Source organism: Paraburkholderia sp. GAS82, from assembly GCF_050436285.1.
Lineage (GTDB): Bacteria > Pseudomonadota > Gammaproteobacteria > Burkholderiales > Burkholderiaceae > Paraburkholderia > Paraburkholderia phenazinium_B.
In genome coordinates this window covers 272,702-290,344 of the sequence record NZ_JBNDLX010000002.1, presented here as the reverse complement: position 1 = coordinate 290,344, position 17,643 = coordinate 272,702, and the positions used below count along the sequence as shown (strand labels likewise).

Annotated in this window: 17 protein-coding genes; 13 read left to right on the top strand and 4 right to left on the bottom strand. The window is 62.0% G+C overall.

The window, feature by feature from the left end; genetic code table 11:
- The first annotated feature begins 89 nt into the window (after positions 1-89).
- The 9 genes from P3T17_RS07625 (at position 90) to P3T17_RS07585 (ending at position 6,333) form a co-directional block, all read left to right on the top strand.
- Positions 90-1,430 (top strand): hypothetical protein, encoded by a 1,341-nt coding sequence (locus tag P3T17_RS07625; RefSeq protein WP_429405812.1) that lies wholly within the window; start codon positions 90-92, stop codon positions 1,428-1,430.
- Positions 1,431-1,685: 255 nt separating this feature from the next.
- On the top strand, positions 1,686-1,994 hold the full coding sequence (locus P3T17_RS07620; RefSeq protein WP_429405810.1) for a hypothetical protein: 309 nt from the start codon (positions 1,686-1,688) through the stop codon (positions 1,992-1,994).
- A gap of 210 nt (positions 1,995-2,204) precedes the next feature.
- Positions 2,205-2,363, top strand: coding sequence for a hypothetical protein (locus tag P3T17_RS07615; protein WP_167379418.1), 159 nt, complete (start codon positions 2,205-2,207; stop codon positions 2,361-2,363).
- Between the two features lie 442 nt (positions 2,364-2,805).
- Entirely contained in the window at positions 2,806-3,096 is a 291-nt protein-coding gene (locus P3T17_RS07610; protein ID WP_074266656.1) for a hypothetical protein, read from the top strand.
- 144 nt (positions 3,097-3,240) lie between these two features.
- Positions 3,241-3,585: a toxin gene (locus P3T17_RS07605; RefSeq protein ID WP_074266655.1), complete on the top strand. Its 345-nt coding sequence runs from the start codon at positions 3,241-3,243 to the stop codon at positions 3,583-3,585.
- On the top strand, positions 3,582-3,893 hold the full coding sequence (locus P3T17_RS07600; protein WP_429405808.1) for a helix-turn-helix domain-containing protein: 312 nt from the start codon (positions 3,582-3,584) through the stop codon (positions 3,891-3,893). Before P3T17_RS07605 ends, P3T17_RS07600 begins: the two co-directional genes overlap by 4 nt.
- A gap of 261 nt (positions 3,894-4,154) precedes the next feature.
- Complete coding sequence (locus tag P3T17_RS07595; protein ID WP_429406458.1) at positions 4,155-5,030, top strand: 3-hydroxyacyl-CoA dehydrogenase family protein; 876 nt, start codon at positions 4,155-4,157, stop codon at positions 5,028-5,030.
- Between the two features lie 137 nt (positions 5,031-5,167).
- Positions 5,168-5,782: a flavin reductase family protein gene (locus tag P3T17_RS07590; protein WP_429406456.1), complete on the top strand. Its 615-nt coding sequence runs from the start codon at positions 5,168-5,170 to the stop codon at positions 5,780-5,782.
- A 116-nt stretch (positions 5,783-5,898) separates the two neighbouring features.
- Positions 5,899-6,333: a cupin domain-containing protein gene (locus P3T17_RS07585; protein WP_074266651.1), complete on the top strand. Its 435-nt coding sequence runs from the start codon at positions 5,899-5,901 to the stop codon at positions 6,331-6,333.
- 67 nt (positions 6,334-6,400) lie between these two features.
- On the opposite strand, the gene P3T17_RS07580 is transcribed toward P3T17_RS07585, so the two are convergent.
- Positions 6,401-7,792, bottom strand: a complete 1,392-nt coding sequence (locus tag P3T17_RS07580; RefSeq protein WP_429405806.1) for a polyhydroxyalkanoate depolymerase — start codon at positions 7,790-7,792, stop codon at positions 6,401-6,403.
- A gap of 226 nt (positions 7,793-8,018) precedes the next feature.
- Here P3T17_RS07580 and P3T17_RS07575 point away from each other — a divergent pair, with 226 nt between their 5' ends.
- Entirely contained in the window at positions 8,019-8,672 is a 654-nt protein-coding gene (locus tag P3T17_RS07575; RefSeq protein WP_074266649.1) for a glutathione S-transferase family protein, read from the top strand.
- Between the two features lie 62 nt (positions 8,673-8,734).
- On the opposite strand, the gene P3T17_RS07570 is transcribed toward P3T17_RS07575, so the two are convergent.
- A complete protein-coding gene (locus P3T17_RS07570; protein ID WP_429405805.1) occupies positions 8,735-10,711 on the bottom strand; it encodes a methyl-accepting chemotaxis protein in 1,977 nt (658 codons plus the stop codon).
- A 331-nt stretch (positions 10,712-11,042) separates the two neighbouring features.
- Here P3T17_RS07570 and P3T17_RS07565 point away from each other — a divergent pair, with 331 nt between their 5' ends.
- Positions 11,043-11,384 carry a helix-turn-helix domain-containing protein gene (locus P3T17_RS07565; RefSeq protein WP_143787632.1) on the top strand — a complete coding sequence of 114 codons (342 nt, stop codon included), beginning with the start codon at positions 11,043-11,045 and terminating at the stop codon, positions 11,382-11,384.
- The gene (locus P3T17_RS07560; protein ID WP_429405803.1) at positions 11,365-12,672 is read left to right on the top strand and encodes a type II toxin-antitoxin system HipA family toxin; all 1,308 of its coding nucleotides are present in this window, start codon (positions 11,365-11,367) and stop codon (positions 12,670-12,672) included. The genes P3T17_RS07565 and P3T17_RS07560 overlap by 20 nt, the downstream gene beginning before the upstream one ends.
- On the opposite strand, the gene P3T17_RS07555 is transcribed toward P3T17_RS07560, so the two are convergent.
- Both P3T17_RS07555 and P3T17_RS07550 read right to left on the bottom strand, forming a co-directional pair.
- Complete coding sequence (locus P3T17_RS07555; protein WP_429406454.1) at positions 12,665-15,067, bottom strand: heavy metal translocating P-type ATPase; 2,403 nt, start codon at positions 15,065-15,067, stop codon at positions 12,665-12,667. The genes P3T17_RS07560 and P3T17_RS07555 overlap by 8 nt on opposite strands.
- Positions 15,068-15,162: 95 nt before the next feature.
- Positions 15,163-15,804, bottom strand: coding sequence for an FMN-binding negative transcriptional regulator (locus P3T17_RS07550; RefSeq protein WP_429405801.1), 642 nt, complete (start codon positions 15,802-15,804; stop codon positions 15,163-15,165).
- 203 nt (positions 15,805-16,007) lie between these two features.
- On the opposite strand from P3T17_RS07550, the gene P3T17_RS07545 reads away from it, so the two are divergent.
- A complete protein-coding gene (locus tag P3T17_RS07545) occupies positions 16,008-17,426 on the top strand; it encodes a DUF1254 domain-containing protein (protein WP_429405800.1) in 1,419 nt (472 codons plus the stop codon).
- The last annotated feature ends 217 nt before the right edge of the window (positions 17,427-17,643 follow it).

Below are 17,643 nucleotides of genomic sequence, written 5' to 3'. Positions count from 1 at the left end.
CCGTGAGACAATGCGCTCTCGAAAAAAACTGATGGCATTTTGTAGCGGCATTCGGCGCCCGGTGGCCGGCGACGACCGCTTCTTTCTCTATGGCAGATTCCGCAGCATCCACGCAGTCCCGTACACCCCGCGCCGGCTCGAAGAAGCGGCGCGCCAATACCGTCTCCACCGAGACCGAAAATAAACTGGCACGCGCTGCCCGCTCGGCGCAGCGCTTAGCCCAACTGAGCGACGCGTCGCGCGACGACAGCACGCTCGACATGTTCCCCGACGATCCCACCCGCGCGACGCTGGAGGCGATGAATATCGACATCCGGCAAGGCACGCTGCATGGCTTTGAATTGCCGGACGTTGTACTGGCTGCGGTTGGTGCGGCGACCAGTCTGGAGGGCGCGGCGAGCACTTCGTCCGAAGCGCGGGCGGCCCGCCGTGCGCCGCGTGAGAGGACCGAAGCGGCTTATGCGGCGGTGCCGTTGGCCGGGTTTGAACGTATCGAGCCGACGCAGAAAGTGAGTGCGCCTAAGGATTTATCTTCCGATGCTGCGGGCGCTGGCGGGGTGGTGCCTGAAGTGGTAGACGTGGCGGATGGGCAGGCGGCACGGGTGGGCGATTCGCAGCAGACCTCGCCGGCTGTTAGCTCGACGCTCGTCTCACCGTCGATGGCGGCGGCGAGCCTGGTGCGCAGCGTGACCGCACGGCGTCCGAGCGGCGATTCATCGTTCAGCCCGACTGTGCCGGCTACGTCGATCGCCACGACTACGCCGAGCCCACCGACTACGCCGACCTCCACGGCCGACAACTCTAAGCCGGCGGCTTTGCCGTCTCAGCGCATTGCTGCAAGCTTTGCGAAGCCAGCAACCGCCTCCAGCGAGACGGCGGATGTGAACGGCGAGGCATTGGATCGCGCGTCGACTGGGCCCACGACGGAGGAGGCCAAGCCCTTGCCCAACGACGCGGCGGGATTATCCACCCCGCCGGCGAGCGCACCGGAACTCGACCGGGCTCGCGCGACGGCATTCGCCGACACAGTCGACGCGCTGTACGGCGTGATCTCCGATCAGCGCCACGCGGCGACCGACCATACGCGCCGGATGAAATGGATGCTGTCGATCGTCGTCGGGGCGCTGCTGATGACTGTGGCGATCGGCATCACGCAGACCGTTCTGCTGATGCGTCTGACTCGTGAAACCACGGCGCAGCAGCACCGTATCGAACAGTTGATGCAGAACGAGCAGACGGCAATGACGAGTCTGCTCGACGCACACCTCGCAATGGCGAATCCGGTAGCAGGTGCCGCGTCTACTGCCGCGGCACCGATTGCGACGCCTCCTCCCGCTGTTGCTACCGCGGCGCCTGCTGCTGCACCCGCCAGCAAGCGAAAAGCGCACACGCACGCGCACAAGCCTAAAGCGCTTCCCGCTGCCCACTGATCGAATCGGGTCGGAAGACGCGATGCCGCTTGCGGCATCCGTCGCCCGCTCAACCTGTTGCCCCTCTTGTCGTCTCGCAAGGCCAGGCCACCACGCCGCTTTCAAAGACACCGCGCGCCGACGCTCGCAAATGATAGGTGCGGTAAGGCGAGGCGACGCCAGCACGCCCCCTGAGGCGAATCGCGGGATTTAAACTTGCATTGTCAAAGCACAAACGATGGCCGGACCCCCGGCCGGCTTTCTGACGAGCGCAAGATGGCGACCAGCGAACACAAATTTTCAATCGACGAACTGATTCAGGCGCTGCTGCGCGCCCAAGGCATCCACGAGGGTCACTGGGCATTGAATGTCGAGTTTCTGGCGAGCGGCACCGCCGCGAATTCCCCGATCGACCCCGCAAAGACGTTGCCGGCGCTGCTGGTATCGGTCGTTAGCGCCACGCTGGTTCGTACCGAAAATGCCGCGCGGGGTACGTTGGACGCAGCCGTCGTCAATCCGCGCAAGCGTGTCGCAGCGGCGAAAACCGCGCGGACAAGGAAGGCGCACCCCAGTACGCTGCAATGATCGCGGAGCTGATAGGGCCGAATCGCGTGTTGTTCGCCTGCCCCCCGGCATAGCTTTCTTGTTGTAATGACGCAACGCAACATCCCGTCGAATGGGTGCGACAAGCGACCACAGTCAAAAAATGTTGCAACGCACTAGCTTTTCCCTAGGGAAAACCCCTATAATGCTTCTTAAGGGAAAACCCTAGCAACCAATCAACCGGGAGTCGCCATGAGCGTTATCTTTGCATTGTTCCAAAAGGTCAGCGACCTCTTCGCGTCGCCCCATCTGCCGATGGATTCGGATTACTCGTACGAAGCGCGTAGCCGTGAAGCTGAACGTCAGCGTCGTGCGCAGTCCACGCTGTTCGGCATCAAGCTGAGCGACTAATTCGCTCAGGTCTGGCGCGGTGAGCCGCGCCGAGTGCGCGCCCTTGGCGCGCGCTGCTGCATACGAGCCACGGCCTTGCCGTGGCTTTTGTTCGTTTACGGCCTGGCATTCGTGCATCTACGGGCCTGAATTAGCTGTCAGAAGAAAAAACAGGGCTTTCGAATGCATTGCTGAATATTTCAACGCCGAAATGAATGTAACGATGACTGACTGCCATAGCGCGCTGGATCGGCGTAGAGGGGCTCGCCAACGTGCGAAAAAGCTTGCACTTTCCCGACGGAAAGGCTCGTTCATCGATCCCCGAATATTGATACTTCTTCTTACAAGCGCTCACGTCTTTAATCGTTTGGCCCCGTTAAAGTTGTTTTCAAGCGCAGGGCACCGGGCGTCGTGGCGATCAGCCAGCCTGCACCTGAGCAAACCTTGAATCGGAGGTCTCACTATGAAAACGTTGAACAAGACATCGCGTACCATCCTCGCCGCTCTGGTAGCTGGCGGCGCATTGCTCACTGCAGGCAGCGCTTTCGCACAGGCAGACCGCGTCGTGATTTCGGCGCCGGGCCCGGTTGCGACTTATGACCAACCGCGAATGATCCCGGTGGGCGTGCAGATCGATATCGGCTGGCACGGCGACCGTTATTGGGACGGCCATCGTTACTGGGCGCACGACGACTGGATGCGTCACCACCCGCACGATCGGGATCCGTATCGGCACGACGACCACCGTCAGTAATGGTGCGGTGGTAACGGCGCCTTTGGCGCCGATGTGAGGTCTGACGAGGCCGGTCTCTCATGATGAGGGGCCGGCTTTGTCGTTTTGCAATTCCGCCCAGGTCGCCAGATTGCTAAAATATGCGCAAATAGCGTATATTTCGAGATGAGAGCAGTTTTTGTCGAGTTGGTGGCATTCCGGAAGCATCGTAGCGACTATCTGTCGGATGATGAATACAGGTTTTTGCAAGAAGAGTTGCTTGCCGAGCCTGGCGCTGGAGATGTCATTAGAGGCACGGGTGGTCTGCGCAAGCTTCGTTTTGCCGATAAGCGGCGAAACAAGGGCAAGCGTGGCGGTCTGCGCGTGATTTACTACTATTGGGTCGGTGGCTTCCAATTCTGGATGTTCACGCTCTACGACAAAGACGAAATGAGCGATCTAACGAACGACGAGCGCAAAGAGCTGGCGCGCATGCTCGAAGTCGAAATTGCGCAACGGAGTGCACGATGAAGCGGAACCTGTTTGCCGAATTGAAGGAAGGCATGGCCGAACTTGCCGGCGAACGCGAAGGCAAACTGACGCTGCGCACGGTAGACGTCGAGATTCCTGACGCACTTGACGTTTCGCCGGAGGAAATCAGAACTGTTCGAGAGGCGCTACACGCATCGCAGGCGGTGATGGCTCGACGTTTGCGCGTCAATCAGCGTACGTATCAGAATTGGGAGCAAGGAAAGGCAAAGCCCAATGCGCAAGCGGCCGTTTTGATCAAGCTGGTCGAGAAACATCCAGAGACACTGAGACTGCTCGAAGCACTGTGACTTCCCTAAGTGATTAGGCCGCCTTCGGGCGGTTTTTTATTTCCGCTACGTGTTCTCTGCTTTTCTTGGCGCTTTCGCCTGGACTCATCTAGCCAGAGCCGCCGCCATGATGCGACAGCCATCACAAGGCAGCGAGCGAGGTTGATGTCAGCCCGTCCGTCGCAAATCCCGCCTCTGCGCTATCCTTAAACGCTTTCATCGACGCCCCAGCGGGAGAGCAGCTTGGATAACGCAGTAGTAGGTGTAGTAGGCACCGGCCTGATGGGCGTGGGTATTGCGACGCAGAGCGCGTTGCATGGATATCGGACGATTGTGCATGACGTCGACGCGGCGCGTCTCGCCAGCGTCGCGCCCAAAGCGGAAGCGGTGCTCGACGAACTGATCGACGCTGGCCGCATTGATGCAGCAGCCAAGCGCGCGGCCCTCGCGCGCATCGAAACGCACACTACGCTCGAAACGATGGCAGCCGCGCAATTCGTCATCGAAGCGATCCCCGAGGTACTGGAACTGAAGCATCGCGTTTACGCGTCGCTCGCTCAACTGCTTGCTGACGACGCCATTCTCGCCAGCAATACCAGCGGCTTTACTCCCGATCAGCTCGCCGCTCCATTGCGTCACAAAGAGCGCTTCCTGATCGCGCATTTCTGGAATCCCCCGCATATGATTCCGCTCGTCGAGGTGGTGCCCGGCACGCTCACTGACCCGCACGTTACCCAGCAGACGGTCGCCTTGATGAGCAGCATCGGCATGGAACCGGTCGTGCTGACGAAGGCGATACCGGGCTTTGTCGGAAACCGCCTGCAGTTTGCCGTGCTCCGTGAGGCGCTCAACATCGTGCGCTCGGGCGCTGCGACGCCGGAGGTGGTGGATCGTGTGGTGAAGGCTTCGCTTGGACGCCGCTGGGGTGTCGTGGGACCGCTCGAGGGCGCCGACCTCGGCGGCCTCGACACCTTCCTAGATATCGCTTCCCACCTGATGCCTGAACTCGCAAAAGATGAAGACGTACTCGATCTTTTACGCAAGCAGGTCGGTGTGGGGCGCGTAGGCGTTCGCAGCGGCGCCGGCTTTTATGATTGGGACGATGCGCATCTGGCGCAGGTGAAGGAAGGACGCAAAAAAGTGATTAGCCGCGGTTGATCCGCCGTGATCCGGATGGTCGATGCCGTGAAGCCCGAAGCGTTTGCGACACCACTCCACAGACCAGGCCGCCAGACACGAAACCGGCCTCAGCCATGCAATTAACCCAAAATTTCCAGACAACCGCCCCCTCCAACATGAACGACACCTACTTCTACGACCCGGCCACAGGCCACGGTCTCAAGCACGATCCGTTCAAGGCGATCGTTGCTCCGCGCCTGATCGGCTGGATCTCGACCCGCAGTGCTGCCGGCCACCTCAACCTGGCGCCGTACAGCTTCTTTGGCGCCTTCGCGACCTTCCCGGCCATCATCGGTTTCTGCAGTGAAGGCCGCAAAGACAGCATCGGCAATATCGAGGAAACCGGCGAATTCGTCTGGAATCTCGCCACCAGGCCGCTCGCCGAGCAGATGAACCGCAGCTCCGCACCGGTTGCCCCCGAGGTCAACGAATTCCAGCTCGCCGGACTCACGCCGGTGCCGGGCCGCAGCGTTTCGGTGCCGCACGTCGGCGAATCGCCCGCAGCGCTCGAATGCAAGCTGCTACAGATCGTGCGCCTGAATTCCCTCGACGGAACACCGATGGATAACTACCTCGCTCTCGGCCAGGTGGTCGGCGTCCATATCCAGAATGCCTATCTCAAGGACGGTCTTTTCGACACGCACGCGGCCCAGCCGATCATGCGCGCGGGCTATCGCGCCGACTATGCGCAGATCGGCGAGATGTTTCAGATGATCCGCCCGACTGCGTGAACCATTGTGGTTCGCCGGTTTGACAATAGCCACCAGCGAAGCTGGAACGCTTGATGCTTGAAAACGGCGCTCACCGTGCCGTTTTCCTTGCCCGTTCATCTTCCTGGAGCGCGATCATGTCTACCGAATTCGCCACGCAGTTTTCGCATGTCCGTCCGCAAGACACTTCGTATGAGGACCAGGGGCTGCGCGACTTCTTTCTCTATCGCGATCTCGGTATCGCGCAAGCGACGGGAGGCAAGGTTCTGGCGCAGCTCGTGAAGGCGAACCATGCACCAGAGCAAGGCACCGGCTGGCACCGTCATGAGGCCGATTTCCACATTGTGATCATGCTGAAGGGCTGGGCGCGCTTCATGTATGGCGAGAAGGAGACGCTTGTCGCCGCCGGCGATTGCGTCCATCAGGCGCCCGGCATCGTTCACTACCTGTTCGACTACTCCGAAGATATGGAGTACATCGAAATTGTTTCGCCTGCGGATTTCAAATCGATCGACGTGGAGGGGCCGTGCGACGTCCCGGCCGTCACGCCGTGGAAAGGCGTAACGGCTTGAACGAGGCAGAAATCGTATCAGGCCGCCGGTAGGGCGCAGGCAACGAAGCGGCTCCTACCGGTTCAACTCAAGCGACGTTGCTTCGTGGCGATGCCAGCGACGCTTTACCCGAAGATGACGCGTCCGTAGCCGCCGCCGTTACAGCAGATGCGGCTGGCGCGGCAATCGGCGCCGCTGCCACAGGCACCGGCCGGATCGCCTGTGCACGTGAGCTGACCGCGGCCGCACGCGGCTCATTGTCGTAGATCACTGCCCGCACACGTGGATAGATATGCCGCTCCCAACGATGGCCGTTGAACACCCCGTAATGGCCGACGCCCGTCTGCACATGATGGGTTTTCAGATAGGGCCGAAGCTTGTCGCACATATCTTGCGCCGCGAGCGTCTGGCCGACCGCGCAGATATCGTCCTTCTCACCCTCGACGGTTAACAAGGCCGTGCGGCGAATCTTCGACGGTTCGATCAGGCGTCCGCCCACCTCCAGTTCATGCAGCGGCAACGCATGGCGTTGAAATACGGTCTCGACGGTTTCCAGATAGAAATCCGCCGTCAGATCCATTGTTGCGAAGTACTCCTCGTAGAAGATCCGGATGGTGTCCGCCTTGGCCGGATCGCCTTTGGCGCGCTCGTAATACATCGTCTCGAACGAATCGAGGTGACGGCCAAGATTCATCGCCATGAACGCGTTGAGCTGCACGAAGCCGGGATACACGCGGCGGTGTGCGCCGGCAAAACCGAACGGCACCGCGCTGATCAGATTGCGTTCGAACCATTCAATCGGCTTGCTCTTGGCGAGCGCGTTGACCTTGGTCGGATTGATGCGTGTATCGAGCGGTCCAGCCATAAGCGTCATGCTCGCGGGCTGCGCGGGATGGTCGTCCGCGGCCATCAGCGACACCGCCGCGAGGGCGGCAACCGTAGGCTGGCAAACCGCCAGCAGATGGGTACCGGGACCAATTGCTTCAACGAAGTCGATAATGTGCTGGACGAATTCCTCAAAGCCAAAGCGTCCCTGCGACAACGGGACGTCGCGCGGGTTGTGCCAGTCGGTGATGTAGACGTCGTGCTCGGCGAGCATCGTCTTGACGGTGCCCCGCAACAGGGTCGCGAAGTGGCCGGACATCGGCGCAATCACCAGCACGCGCGGCTGAGCGGGGGTGGGGGCCTTTTCCTTGCGGAAATGCAGCAACGAACAGAACGGCGTGCGCGCTGCGACCTCTTCGACGAGCTTGACCGGCTTGCCGTCCACCTCGATGGTGTCCAGCTCGAACGGTGGTCTCGAGTGCGTCAGACCGGCCAGCGTGATCAGGTCGCAAGACGCACGTAGCGAACGGCCGTGTGGCGTCTCGCTGAACGCCGGCCATGCGTTCAACGAATGATTGATAAGCGCCGCGCCGTGCCGAGCCGGAAGCATCAGGTCGGCAAACGCCTGGTAAGCGGGATATGCGAACAGGTTCATAGCCTTCGCACGAATGCCCAAAAGGAAGGAGCCCGAATAGAGGCAATACGTGTGCCAATGCGCCAGGCAGTGCCGGGCACCCGCCCACGCTGGCATAGCATTTGCACCATTGCGAGCAGGGTGCTGGTTTTGCCGCGGTTTGGTGCGTGCACGCACCACAGCGTGCATAGGGCGACCCGACACCATGGGCAGCACAGACAGGGCTCCCGCTTAGGAGGAGATTGGTATGGCGAATACGACGCTCACCATCAGCAGCAAGAACTATTCGTCATGGTCCCTGCGGGGCTGGCTGCTGACGAAGTTCAGCGGATTGCCTTTCGAAGAGATCGTGATGCCGGTGGATGACCCCAGTGCGCGCGCCGAACTGCTCCTGCTTTCGCCATCGATTCTCGTGCCTTGTCTGTTTCACGACGGTATCAAGGTGTGGGACACATTGGCGATAGCCGAGTATCTCAACGAGGTGCAGCCCGATGCGAAGCTGTTGCCGGACGACCGGCGCGCCCGGGCACACTGCCGGGCGATCAGCGGCGAGATGCATTCGGGGTTTGGTTCGTTGCGCTCGGCACTGCCCATGAACCTCAAGGCGCACTTTCCAGGTTTCAAGGTGTGGGCACGCGCGCAGTCCGACATCGACCGGATCGTCGCAATCTGGCGCGAGTGTCTCGAGCAATACGGCGGCCCTTATCTGTTTGGAGAACGTAGTGTCGCCGATGCGATGTATGCGCCTGTGGTGACCCGCTTTGTCACCTATGACGTCAAGCTTGACCCGGATATCGTCGAATACGGACAGCGCATCCTCGCGCTGCCGGAGATGCAGCAATGGATCGCCGACGCGCAGCAGGAAATCGACGAGATCGATGAGCTGGACGTCGAATTCTAAGCACCCTCACAACTTCGCGTTTCGCTTCAGGCCCAGCGCACGTCGGACGGCACGGCTCCGGATCAATCCCGACGCCCTGCGTCCAGCTTGAACACGCTCACCACCTGCGCGAGCCGTGCGGCTTGATCGCGTAGTTCTGCGGCGGCCTGTTCTGCGTTGCCAACAATCGCGGCGTTCTGTTGGGTCGCTTCGCCGATCTGCGTAACGGCGATATTCACCTGTTCGATGCCGCCCGACTGTTCGCGCGACGCGACGCTAATTTCACCCATGATCGCGCGCACCTGGCCGACCCGTTCAACGATGCCGTGCATCGTCGCGCTCGCCTCCTCGGCGATCTTGAAGCCACTCTGGACCCGCGCGGTCGATTCGCCGATCAGCGCTTCGATTTCCTTCACGGCAGCGGCGCTGCGTTGAGCAAGTGCACGCACTTCGGATGCGACCACTGCGAATCCCCGGCCGTGTTCACCAGCGCGCGCGGCCTCGACTGCTGCATTCAGCGCGAGGATATTGGTCTGAAACGCAATGCTCTCGATCACGCTGGTGATGTCGGATATTTTCTGCGAAGAGCGCGTGATGTCGCCCATCGTCGAGACGACGCGTTCCACTGCGCGGCCGCCTTCCAGTGCTGCTTCAGAGGCGCTCGTCACGAGTGTATTGGCCTGTGCGGCGTGGTCCGCGTTCTGCTGGACGTTCGACGTCATCTGTTCCATGCTCGCGGCAGTTTCTTCGAGGCTGCTCGCCTGCACGGCGATGCGCGAGGCGATATCGCCGCTGTCGGTGGCGATCTTCGCGGTGCCTTGCGTCATGTCGGACGACGCATTGCGCACCTGGACCACAATGCGCGCAATGCCCTCGCCGATGCCGTCTATCGCCAGCATCAAGCGCCCGATCTCATCGGCGCGGGCGTTGTTCCCATCCACGAGCCGCACGCTCAGATCGCCCGCGGCAAGACGCTCGGACGCCTTGGCGGCTTCCTCGATCGGACGACTTACCAGACGCCGCACGGCGATCAGGAAAACCACGGCGAACGCGACGACCAGCGCGAGGCCAATCAGCAGGAAGCGGTTACGGGTCGCTTTGACCTCGGCCATCACTTCATCGCGCGGTGCAATCCCACCCACCAGCCAGTGCCATTCCGGCACCGTGGCAAACGACACGTATTTGTCTTGCGCCGAGCTCTCGCCGAGTGCCGCGTCGGCCGAGCGGTATTCGAGCTGGCCTTGCTGCATGTCGAGCATCTGCTTGTACGGTGCGTTGGTGTCGTCGGCGAGCTGGCCGGCGGCGGCCGGATGCACGAGTAACTTGCCGCGGTCCGCACCGTTCGACGCGTCGAGCACGAAGTAATAGCCGCTGTCGCCGATCTTGAGCTGACGGATGCCGTCTTGAACCGACTGGATCTGCGCGCCCACGTCTACGCCGACGAAGAACGCGCCAATCACCTTGCCGCTGGCGTCCGTGATGGGCCGGTACTGCGTGATGTAACGCTTGCCGAACAGCGTGGCGAGACCGGTAAAGGTTCTGCCTGCAACGATCAGACCGTAGGCCGGGCCTTTACGGTCGAGCAGCGTGCCGATGGCCCGGCTGCCGTCCTGCTTCTTCAGCGACGTGGTGACGCGCACGAAGTCGTCGCCGGTGCGCGCGAATACGGTGGCGATGGCGCCGCTGCTTTGCAGGAATTGGTCGGGGATCGCGAAGTCCATATTGAGGACTTTGTCGCCGGCTTTAATGGTGGGTGTCGCGACGCCGTTGATGTCGACTTTCTGCGATTCGTCGAGCGTGTACGTGGCCGGCAGCAGACTGGCGAATAGTGTCATCGAACGGCCAACTTCGGCTGACAGACCCTGGTTGAACAGGGCGATCATTGCGGCGATCGAGCGGTCTTTCTCGGCAATACGGGCCAGCACCTGCTCGCTCACCTGTTCGCCGGCCGAGCGGGTCAGCGCCCACGTGAACGCGGCAAAGATCAGCGCGACCAGCGTGCACGAAAGCATGGCGAGCCTGGCCCCGACGCTGGCGCGACGCAAAGAGAGTAGTTCCATGGGTTTCTGCGGGTAAGAAGATGAGAGGAATAGAGCGCAGCCGTGCGCCGATACAAAGTGCGCCCTTGCTCTTTTTACGGCAGATCAGGTGATTTCTTGAGGTCGAAAACGTTTGCAGCGGGGAGGGATACAACTCTGGACAGCGCAAGCTGCGGGCGCAGACGAAAAGCCCAGCCCCGACGATTTTGGAGGAGTGATTTAGTCTATGTTGACAAAATAAGGCCTATATTTAGTCAGGATAGACCAATTCTGTTTGGGCTGGAAACTTGATTAACTGTAAAATTTGGTCTATGTTGGTCAAATAACCCGCCTAATTTGTCAACATAGACCTATGCGACGCCAGAACAAGGAATTTGTCTCCCCGGACTTGAGACGCCGCTCCGAAGCGCTAGGTTCGGCAATCTCCGCGGCTCGTATTGCCCGGAACATGAGTCGACAGGACTTTTCAGAGAGGGCCAGCATCAGTCCGAGCACGCTGATGCGAATAGAGAGAGGTGACGTGTCGGTCAATTTTCTGGCGTGGCTTCAGGCCTTGGAACGAGCCGGCTTGCTTGGGCTGCTTGAGCCCTTGTCGCTTCCGCAAGCCGACGTCGTAGGGGAGTCGAAACGAAAGGCCGAGGCGCGCAAGCGGCCTCGCAGGAGCAAGGTAAAGGATGATCCGTACGACTTCTGAAGTAACGGACTGGACGAAAACTGTCTTCATCTGTCTCGACGGCGAGAGTGGGGCCGTTCCCGCCGGCCTGCTTACCATCTATGAGCAGGGTATCAGGCCCGTGCGTTCAACTTTCGTATATGGAAACCGATACCGGGAGCGCAAAAACGCGATTGCCGTCGACCCTGAAAGCCTGGCGCTGGCCGAAGCGAACAGAACAGGTAAGCCTGTCACGTTCGAACCGCCGGCGGGGCTCGCTCTCTTCGGCGCCATAAGGGACTCCGCACCCGACTCGTGGGGACGGCGCGTAATCGAAAACAGTCTCGACGCCGAACCGAATTCGCTGCCGGAGACCGACTACCTGGTCTACGCAGGCCCGCACAGAACAGGAGCGCTCGATTTTCGAGACTCGCCAACGGCGCCGGCGCAAATCGGCAAACTGCCCGACGCGAAAGACCTGAAGTATCTGCTCGATGCGTCCGCGATGATTCAGGAGGGCAGACCTGTACCGCGCAATCTCGACGTGTACTTTACGGTTGGCGCAACATTTGGTGGCGCGCGGCCTAAAGCCGTCGTGCTCGACAAGGCGCGGCAGTGGGTGGCCAAATTCCCGGCAATCAATGACGGTTTCAACGTGCCGCTGATCGAGAGGGCGACATTGCAACTCGCTCGTCAATGCGGCCTGCGCGTGCCGGATCTCGCGCACGTGCGGCTTGCCGATGGGCGCGATGTGATGCTGATCGAACGCTTCGACCGGTTACCGTTGGCAACAGGCGGGTTCGCACGCCGTCATATGGTCAGCGCGTTGACCATGTTAAGGCTGCACGAGAGCGATACGGCGGCGGCGCGGTACGCCGATCTCGCCGAGGTTCTGAACAATCATGGTGCCGGCGGCTTTGTTGCGCTCGATAAGGTCGAGCTTTTCAAGCGGATGGTGTTCAATGTGCTCGTGTCGAATGACGACGATCATTTGCGCAACCATGCATTCGTTTGGGACGGTGCAAGGAACGGCTGGCGCTTGAGTGACCTGTACGACGTAGTACCGAAGCCTCAGGTCGCCACACAACGACATCTGGTTCTTGGCGTCGGCCAGAAAGGCCGGCTCGCCACGCTCGAGAACGCACTTTCTGCTGCCGGCCAGTTCGGTATCCTGGCCGGCGACGCTGTGGCATACATCAATGAGATCGCGAGCGTCGTGCGTGAGTGGCGAACCTGGTTCGACGAATATGGCGTGCCGCAAAGTGAATGCGACAAGGTGGCGAGCGCTTTCCGCAACCCTAAAGACATAGGGCTCGCGCACATCAAGTAGTCGTCTTTGCGCCGCGCCAGGTGCGCAGCAACAGCGCGTTGGTCACGACGCTCACGCTTGAAAACGCCATCGCCGCGCCTGCCAGCATGGGATTTAACAAGCCGAACGCGGCAAGCGGAATGCCGATCAGGTTGTAGACGAACGCCCAGAACAGGTTTTGCTGAATCTTGCGCCAGGTGCGGCGCGAGATGTCGATTGCGTCGGCGACGAGTGCGGGGTCGCCGCGCATCAGCGTGATACTCGCGGCATGCATGGCGACGTCTGTGCCGGTCGCCATGGCAATGCCGAGGTCCGCGGCCGCGAGGGCCGGGGCGTCATTGATGCCGTCGCCTGCCATCGCGACTATGCCGGCGGTGCGGATCTTCAGATCGCGGATCACACGCGCTTTATCCTCGGGCAACACGTGGGCGTGGAATTCGTCGATACCGAGCGCCGCCGCGACGCTGGCCGCGCTGCCCTCGTTGTCGCCGGTCAGGAGCACGCTACGGATACCCATTTGCTTGAGGCGTTCGATCGCCGCGCGTGCACTCGGCTTGATGGTGTCGCCAAAGGCGAGCAACGCGAGTGCTCGCGCGGGCGCGGCGTTGGCGTCTTCGCTGTTCGCATGGTCCGCGTAGCTCATCAGCCACGAGACAGTGTTGCCTGCGTGTTCAAGTTGTTGGGCGCGGGCGGCGAGTTCGGGTGTCAGCACGATGCCCAGTTCCTTGAGCCAGCGGCTGCTGCCGATCGCGATAATCCGGCCGTCGATCTCGGCTTCGACGCCACGTCCCGGCACAGCGCGCGCCTTGGAGGATGCTCCAAGGAGGGAGCGGCTGGAAGAGGTCGCTTCAGAGTTCGCCCCGGAGGCCACTGCCGCAAGGGCGTGGCCGGACGCGGCATCCTCGCGGCGCGTGCCCTCATAAGCCTTGACCACTGCCCGCGCAAGCGGATGATCGCTATCCCGCTGCACGGCCGCCGCCAATGCGAGCGCCTCGTCGTGCGCCATGCCGATCGGCTCGAACGCCGTCAGCGACGGTTGTCCCACGGTCAAGGTTCCGGTCTTGTCGAACGCGACGAGGTTCACTCGATGCGCGATTTCCAGCGCTTCTGCGTCCTTGATCAGCACTCCGTGGCGCGCAGCTACACCGGTGCCCGCCATGATCGCGGCGGGCGTCGCCAGGCCCAGCGCGCACGGGCAGGCAATCACCAGCACGGCGACCGCGTTGAGGATCGCAGTTTCGACGCCCGCGCCGGCGATCAGCCAGCCGACTAGCGTGAGCAACGCAATTACCAGAATCGCAGGTACGAAAATCTCGCTTACCCGGTCCACCAGCCGCTGGATCGGCGCCTTTTCGGCCTGCGCCGTTTCGACGAGGCGAATGATCCGCGCCAGCGTGGTCTCCGCGCCGATCGCCTTCGTCGTGATGGTCATCGCGCCCTCGCCGTTGATCGAGCCGGCCGTGACCGGGTCGTCCGGCTGCTTCGGCACGGGCAGGCTCTCACCGGTAATCAGCGATTCGTCGATGTGAGTCCGGCCTTCGAGCACCGCGCCATCGACCGGCACCCGTTCGCCGGGTCGCACGACGACGATCATGCCGATCCGAACCTGCGCCAGCGGCAACTCATGTTCCTTCTCGCCGACGCGGATGCGCGCTCGCTCGGGCCGCAACGCGTTCAACGCGCGGATCGCGTCGGTAGTTTGACGCTTGGCGCGTGCTTCCAGCCACTTGCCGAAGCGCACGAGCGTAATCACGACCGCCGAGGCCTCGAAGTAGAGATGTGCCGCGCTGCCCGGATGGGCGACCAGTTCGTAGACGCTGATGCCGTACGCCGCCGAGGTGCCGAGCGCAACCAGCAGGTCCATATTTCCCGCGCCGGCCCGCACCGCACGGTACGCCGCCCGGTAAAACCGCGCGCCGAACGCAAACTGGACGACCGTGGCGAGCGCGAACTGTAGCCATGGGGGCACCATCGCGCCGATGCCGTGCGGTGCGAAGCTGCCGCCGAATCCTTCGCCGATCATCGGCAAGACGAGCGGCAGCGTCAGCAGTGCGGAGATCACGACGGCTACGAGTTCGCGGCGGGTTCGGTCCTCGGCGCGTTGTGCGCTGGAAGTTGCCGCGGCCGGCGCGGCTTCTTCGACAATGGGTGTCGCCTGATAGCCGGCCCTGGTCACCGCGGCAATGAGCGCATCGACGCCGGTGGCCGCATCGCTCAGATTGACGGTCGCCTTTTCAGTCGCAAGATTGACCGACACGCTCGCGACGCCTGGCACTTTTGCCAGCGCCTTTTCGACCCGCGCCGAGCACGAAGCGCAGGTCATGCCGCTGATTTCGAGTTCTGCGCTGGCCTGCGTCGCGGCTTCGGGAATGGAAAGATCAGTCATGGTTTGGGCTCGGGCGGCATGTGGCCGCATCATGAGTCCCAGTATTCACCTTCCCATGATGGGAAGGTCAAGGGCTAATATCAGCCAAAATAATGACCGGGGCCAGACCGCGTGCCAAACCAGATTTAAAACGCCGGTGGCGCGTTCAACATTGCCTCGGCGACAGCCTCCTGCGCCTCGCCGCCGCTAGCCAGCAGCGCATCGACCGCGCCACGCCGGTCGCGTGCTTCCTTGTTCTGCCCCAGCTTCCATTTGCCGACCAGCCGCGTAACTTCGATCTCGATTCCAACGATGGCCCCGAGCATTTGGGAAATATAGTCAGCCGGTGCGTCCCCCATCTTCCAGGGCCGCGGCTCATTGGCCTCCATCGCGCGCGTAAGCCGCGCCACAAGTCCGCGGACGAACGCTTCATCGTCGCGTACGACGATCTTGCCGTGGGCGTGAACCACCATGTAGTTGTACGTCGGCACCTGACGGTGCGCCTCGTGCTTGCTCGGATACCAGTTCGGCGAAATATAGGCGGCCGGCCCCTGGAAAATCACCAGCGTGTCCGGTTGCGAAGCCACTTCCTGCCAGACCGGGTTGGCCCGCGCCACGTGCGCCCGCAACTTGCCGTGCGAACCTTCGGCCGGTGCGAATTCGAACGGCAGATGATTCGCGTCCAGACCATTGGGACCGGTGGTCACGAGCGTGCCGAACGGCTGATCGGAGATGAGTTGATGAAGGACCTCTGGACGGTTCTCTTCGAAATGGGCAGGGACGTACATGGGCGCTCCGGGGGCGTGAAGGTGCGAGTTGTGCAAAAGGTGTGGTTGTGCCTTTGCGCTTGCTAGCTGTCAAGGATACGATACAACCCGTTGTTGTCGGGATCGAGATATGTGGCGAGTTCGCGGGGGCTTGGGAACCACGTGGGCAGAGCCGCCGCCGACCGACGCCTGTCCCTGGACCGAACGTTCTGCCACCTGAACGAATGATAAAAAATCGCCGAACACTGTTTTCGCTTCATTGGACCTGCGCTTCGTTCGCAGGCTTCGCCTTTCTCGCCGGCTGTGCCTCGACTCATATCGACGCACCCAAGCCCACCGGCTGGATCAAGGACGAGGTGGCCGACTCCTACGTGTTCGGCTACCCGCTCGTGCTGATGGAAGCGGCGCGCGATGCCGCGGTCGGCACCGATCCGGGTCAGGCGCCCCTCAATGCGCTGCGCCACGCGCAGGCGTTGCCGCCGGTCGGCTCGGCGAATCCGCCCACACCCGGTATCGACACGTTCGATTCGAGCGGCTGGCTCGACCTGAGCGCGGAACCCGTGATCCTGACGCTGCCCGATTCGCACGGCCGCTACGTCGATGCCCGCGCGCTCGATATGTGGACCAACGTGGTCTGGTCTACCAGCGCCCAGATCGGTCCGCGATCCAGCGGGATCAGGGAGCAGGCGATCGCCTTTGTCGGTCCTGGCTGGCAGGGCGATTTGCCGGCGAACGTCAAACGCGTTGACGTGCCGACCCGCAACGCGTGGGTGACCGTGCGGATCCAGTCGAACGCCGGTCGCGACGTCACGGCGGTGCGCAAACTGCAGCGCGGCATGCGTCTCGTACCATTGAGCGCGTACGCGAGCGATAAGCGTTCGGCGTCGATCGCGCCGGGTGGCAACGCGGCGGCTGCTGCGGCGTTGGCGGCATCCGGGTCGCCGGCCGCGCAGGTCGCCGCGCTCGACGCGAGCGGCTTTTTCAACCGGCTTGCGCAGGGGTTGCAGGACAACCCGTCTGTGCCTGACGATCCGCACGCATTGAAGATCCTCGCCGACCTGGGCGTGAAGCCTGGTGAGCCGGTCGAACTGCCGAACGCCAAGGACGTTATTACCGAGGGGATGGCCGACGGCCGTGAGCGTGTGGTGACGCCTCCGCCGAATCTGCTGAGCGTGAACGGCTGGAGCTGGTTCGGTGACGGCGTCGGCAACTACGGTCCGGATTACGCGTTACGTGCTTACGCAGCCTACGAGCAGCCGGGTATCGGCACGAAAGACGACGAAGTGCGCGCCACGGTCACGCTGGATAGCGACGGCCACGCGTTGAATGGCGCCAACCGGTATGTGATCCATTTCGCGCCGAACCAGTTGCCGCCGGTGCGCGGCTTCTGGTCGATCACGGCCTACACGAAGGAAGGCGCGCTCGGTGAAAGCGCGCCGGCACGGCTTGCCGTCGGCGATCGTAACGGCGCGCACCGCAACCGGGACGGATCGCTTGACGTGGTGGTGTCGTCGGCGCACGTGCGGGCGGCCAACTGGCTGCCGGCGCCGCGCACCGACCTTCAACTCGTGCTGCGACTCTACGCACCCAAGCCGCAAGCCACCGACGGCACCTGGCAACCGCCGGCCGTCGTACGTCAATGATGACGGGGTGTGCATCGCGCCATTGCGATGCACACCTTCGCTGCTTACGCAGCAGCGCGGTCCAGTAGCCCGCAAGTCAATTGTTTCCGAACCCGCAACGCGGGTTCGCAGCGTTGCAAAGATTGTCACAAACGCGTGACTAAACTTTGTGCTCGCGCGCGCCCATGCGCATCGGGTGTTTGTTTGCTTTCGGCTTACATTTCTATCCCGCCTACGT

What these genes read in the sequence shown, in the direction of transcription:
- P3T17_RS07605 (WP_074266655.1), top strand. Translation starts at nt 3,241, where the DNA reads ATGAGAGCAGTTTTTGTCGAGTTGGTGGCATTCCGGAAGCATCGTAGC.
- P3T17_RS07615 (WP_167379418.1), top strand. Translation starts at nt 2,205, where the DNA reads ATGAGCGTTATCTTTGCATTGTTCCAAAAGGTCAGCGACCTCTTCGCG.
- P3T17_RS07585 (WP_074266651.1), top strand. Translation starts at nt 5,899, where the DNA reads ATGTCTACCGAATTCGCCACGCAGTTTTCGCATGTCCGTCCGCAAGAC.
- P3T17_RS07610 (WP_074266656.1), top strand. Translation starts at nt 2,806, where the DNA reads ATGAAAACGTTGAACAAGACATCGCGTACCATCCTCGCCGCTCTGGTA.
- P3T17_RS07590 (WP_429406456.1), top strand. Translation starts at nt 5,168, where the DNA reads ATGAACGACACCTACTTCTACGACCCGGCCACAGGCCACGGTCTCAAG.
- P3T17_RS07550 (WP_429405801.1), bottom strand. Translation starts at nt 15,804, where the DNA reads ATGTACGTCCCTGCCCATTTCGAAGAGAACCGTCCAGAGGTCCTTCAT.
- P3T17_RS07625 (WP_429405812.1), top strand. Translation starts at nt 90, where the DNA reads ATGGCAGATTCCGCAGCATCCACGCAGTCCCGTACACCCCGCGCCGGC.
- P3T17_RS07620 (WP_429405810.1), top strand. Translation starts at nt 1,686, where the DNA reads ATGGCGACCAGCGAACACAAATTTTCAATCGACGAACTGATTCAGGCG.
- P3T17_RS07555 (WP_429406454.1), bottom strand. Translation starts at nt 15,067, where the DNA reads ATGCGGCCACATGCCGCCCGAGCCCAAACCATGACTGATCTTTCCATT.
- P3T17_RS07595 (WP_429406458.1), top strand. Translation starts at nt 4,155, where the DNA reads ATGGGCGTGGGTATTGCGACGCAGAGCGCGTTGCATGGATATCGGACG.
- P3T17_RS07570 (WP_429405805.1), bottom strand. Translation starts at nt 10,711, where the DNA reads ATGGAACTACTCTCTTTGCGTCGCGCCAGCGTCGGGGCCAGGCTCGCC.
- P3T17_RS07580 (WP_429405806.1), bottom strand. Translation starts at nt 7,792, where the DNA reads ATGAACCTGTTCGCATATCCCGCTTACCAGGCGTTTGCCGACCTGATG.
- P3T17_RS07545 (WP_429405800.1), top strand. Translation starts at nt 16,008, where the DNA reads ATGATAAAAAATCGCCGAACACTGTTTTCGCTTCATTGGACCTGCGCT.
- P3T17_RS07560 (WP_429405803.1), top strand. Translation starts at nt 11,365, where the DNA reads ATGATCCGTACGACTTCTGAAGTAACGGACTGGACGAAAACTGTCTTC.
- P3T17_RS07565 (WP_143787632.1), top strand. Translation starts at nt 11,043, where the DNA reads ATGCGACGCCAGAACAAGGAATTTGTCTCCCCGGACTTGAGACGCCGC.
- P3T17_RS07575 (WP_074266649.1), top strand. Translation starts at nt 8,019, where the DNA reads ATGGCGAATACGACGCTCACCATCAGCAGCAAGAACTATTCGTCATGG.
- P3T17_RS07600 (WP_429405808.1), top strand. Translation starts at nt 3,582, where the DNA reads ATGAAGCGGAACCTGTTTGCCGAATTGAAGGAAGGCATGGCCGAACTT.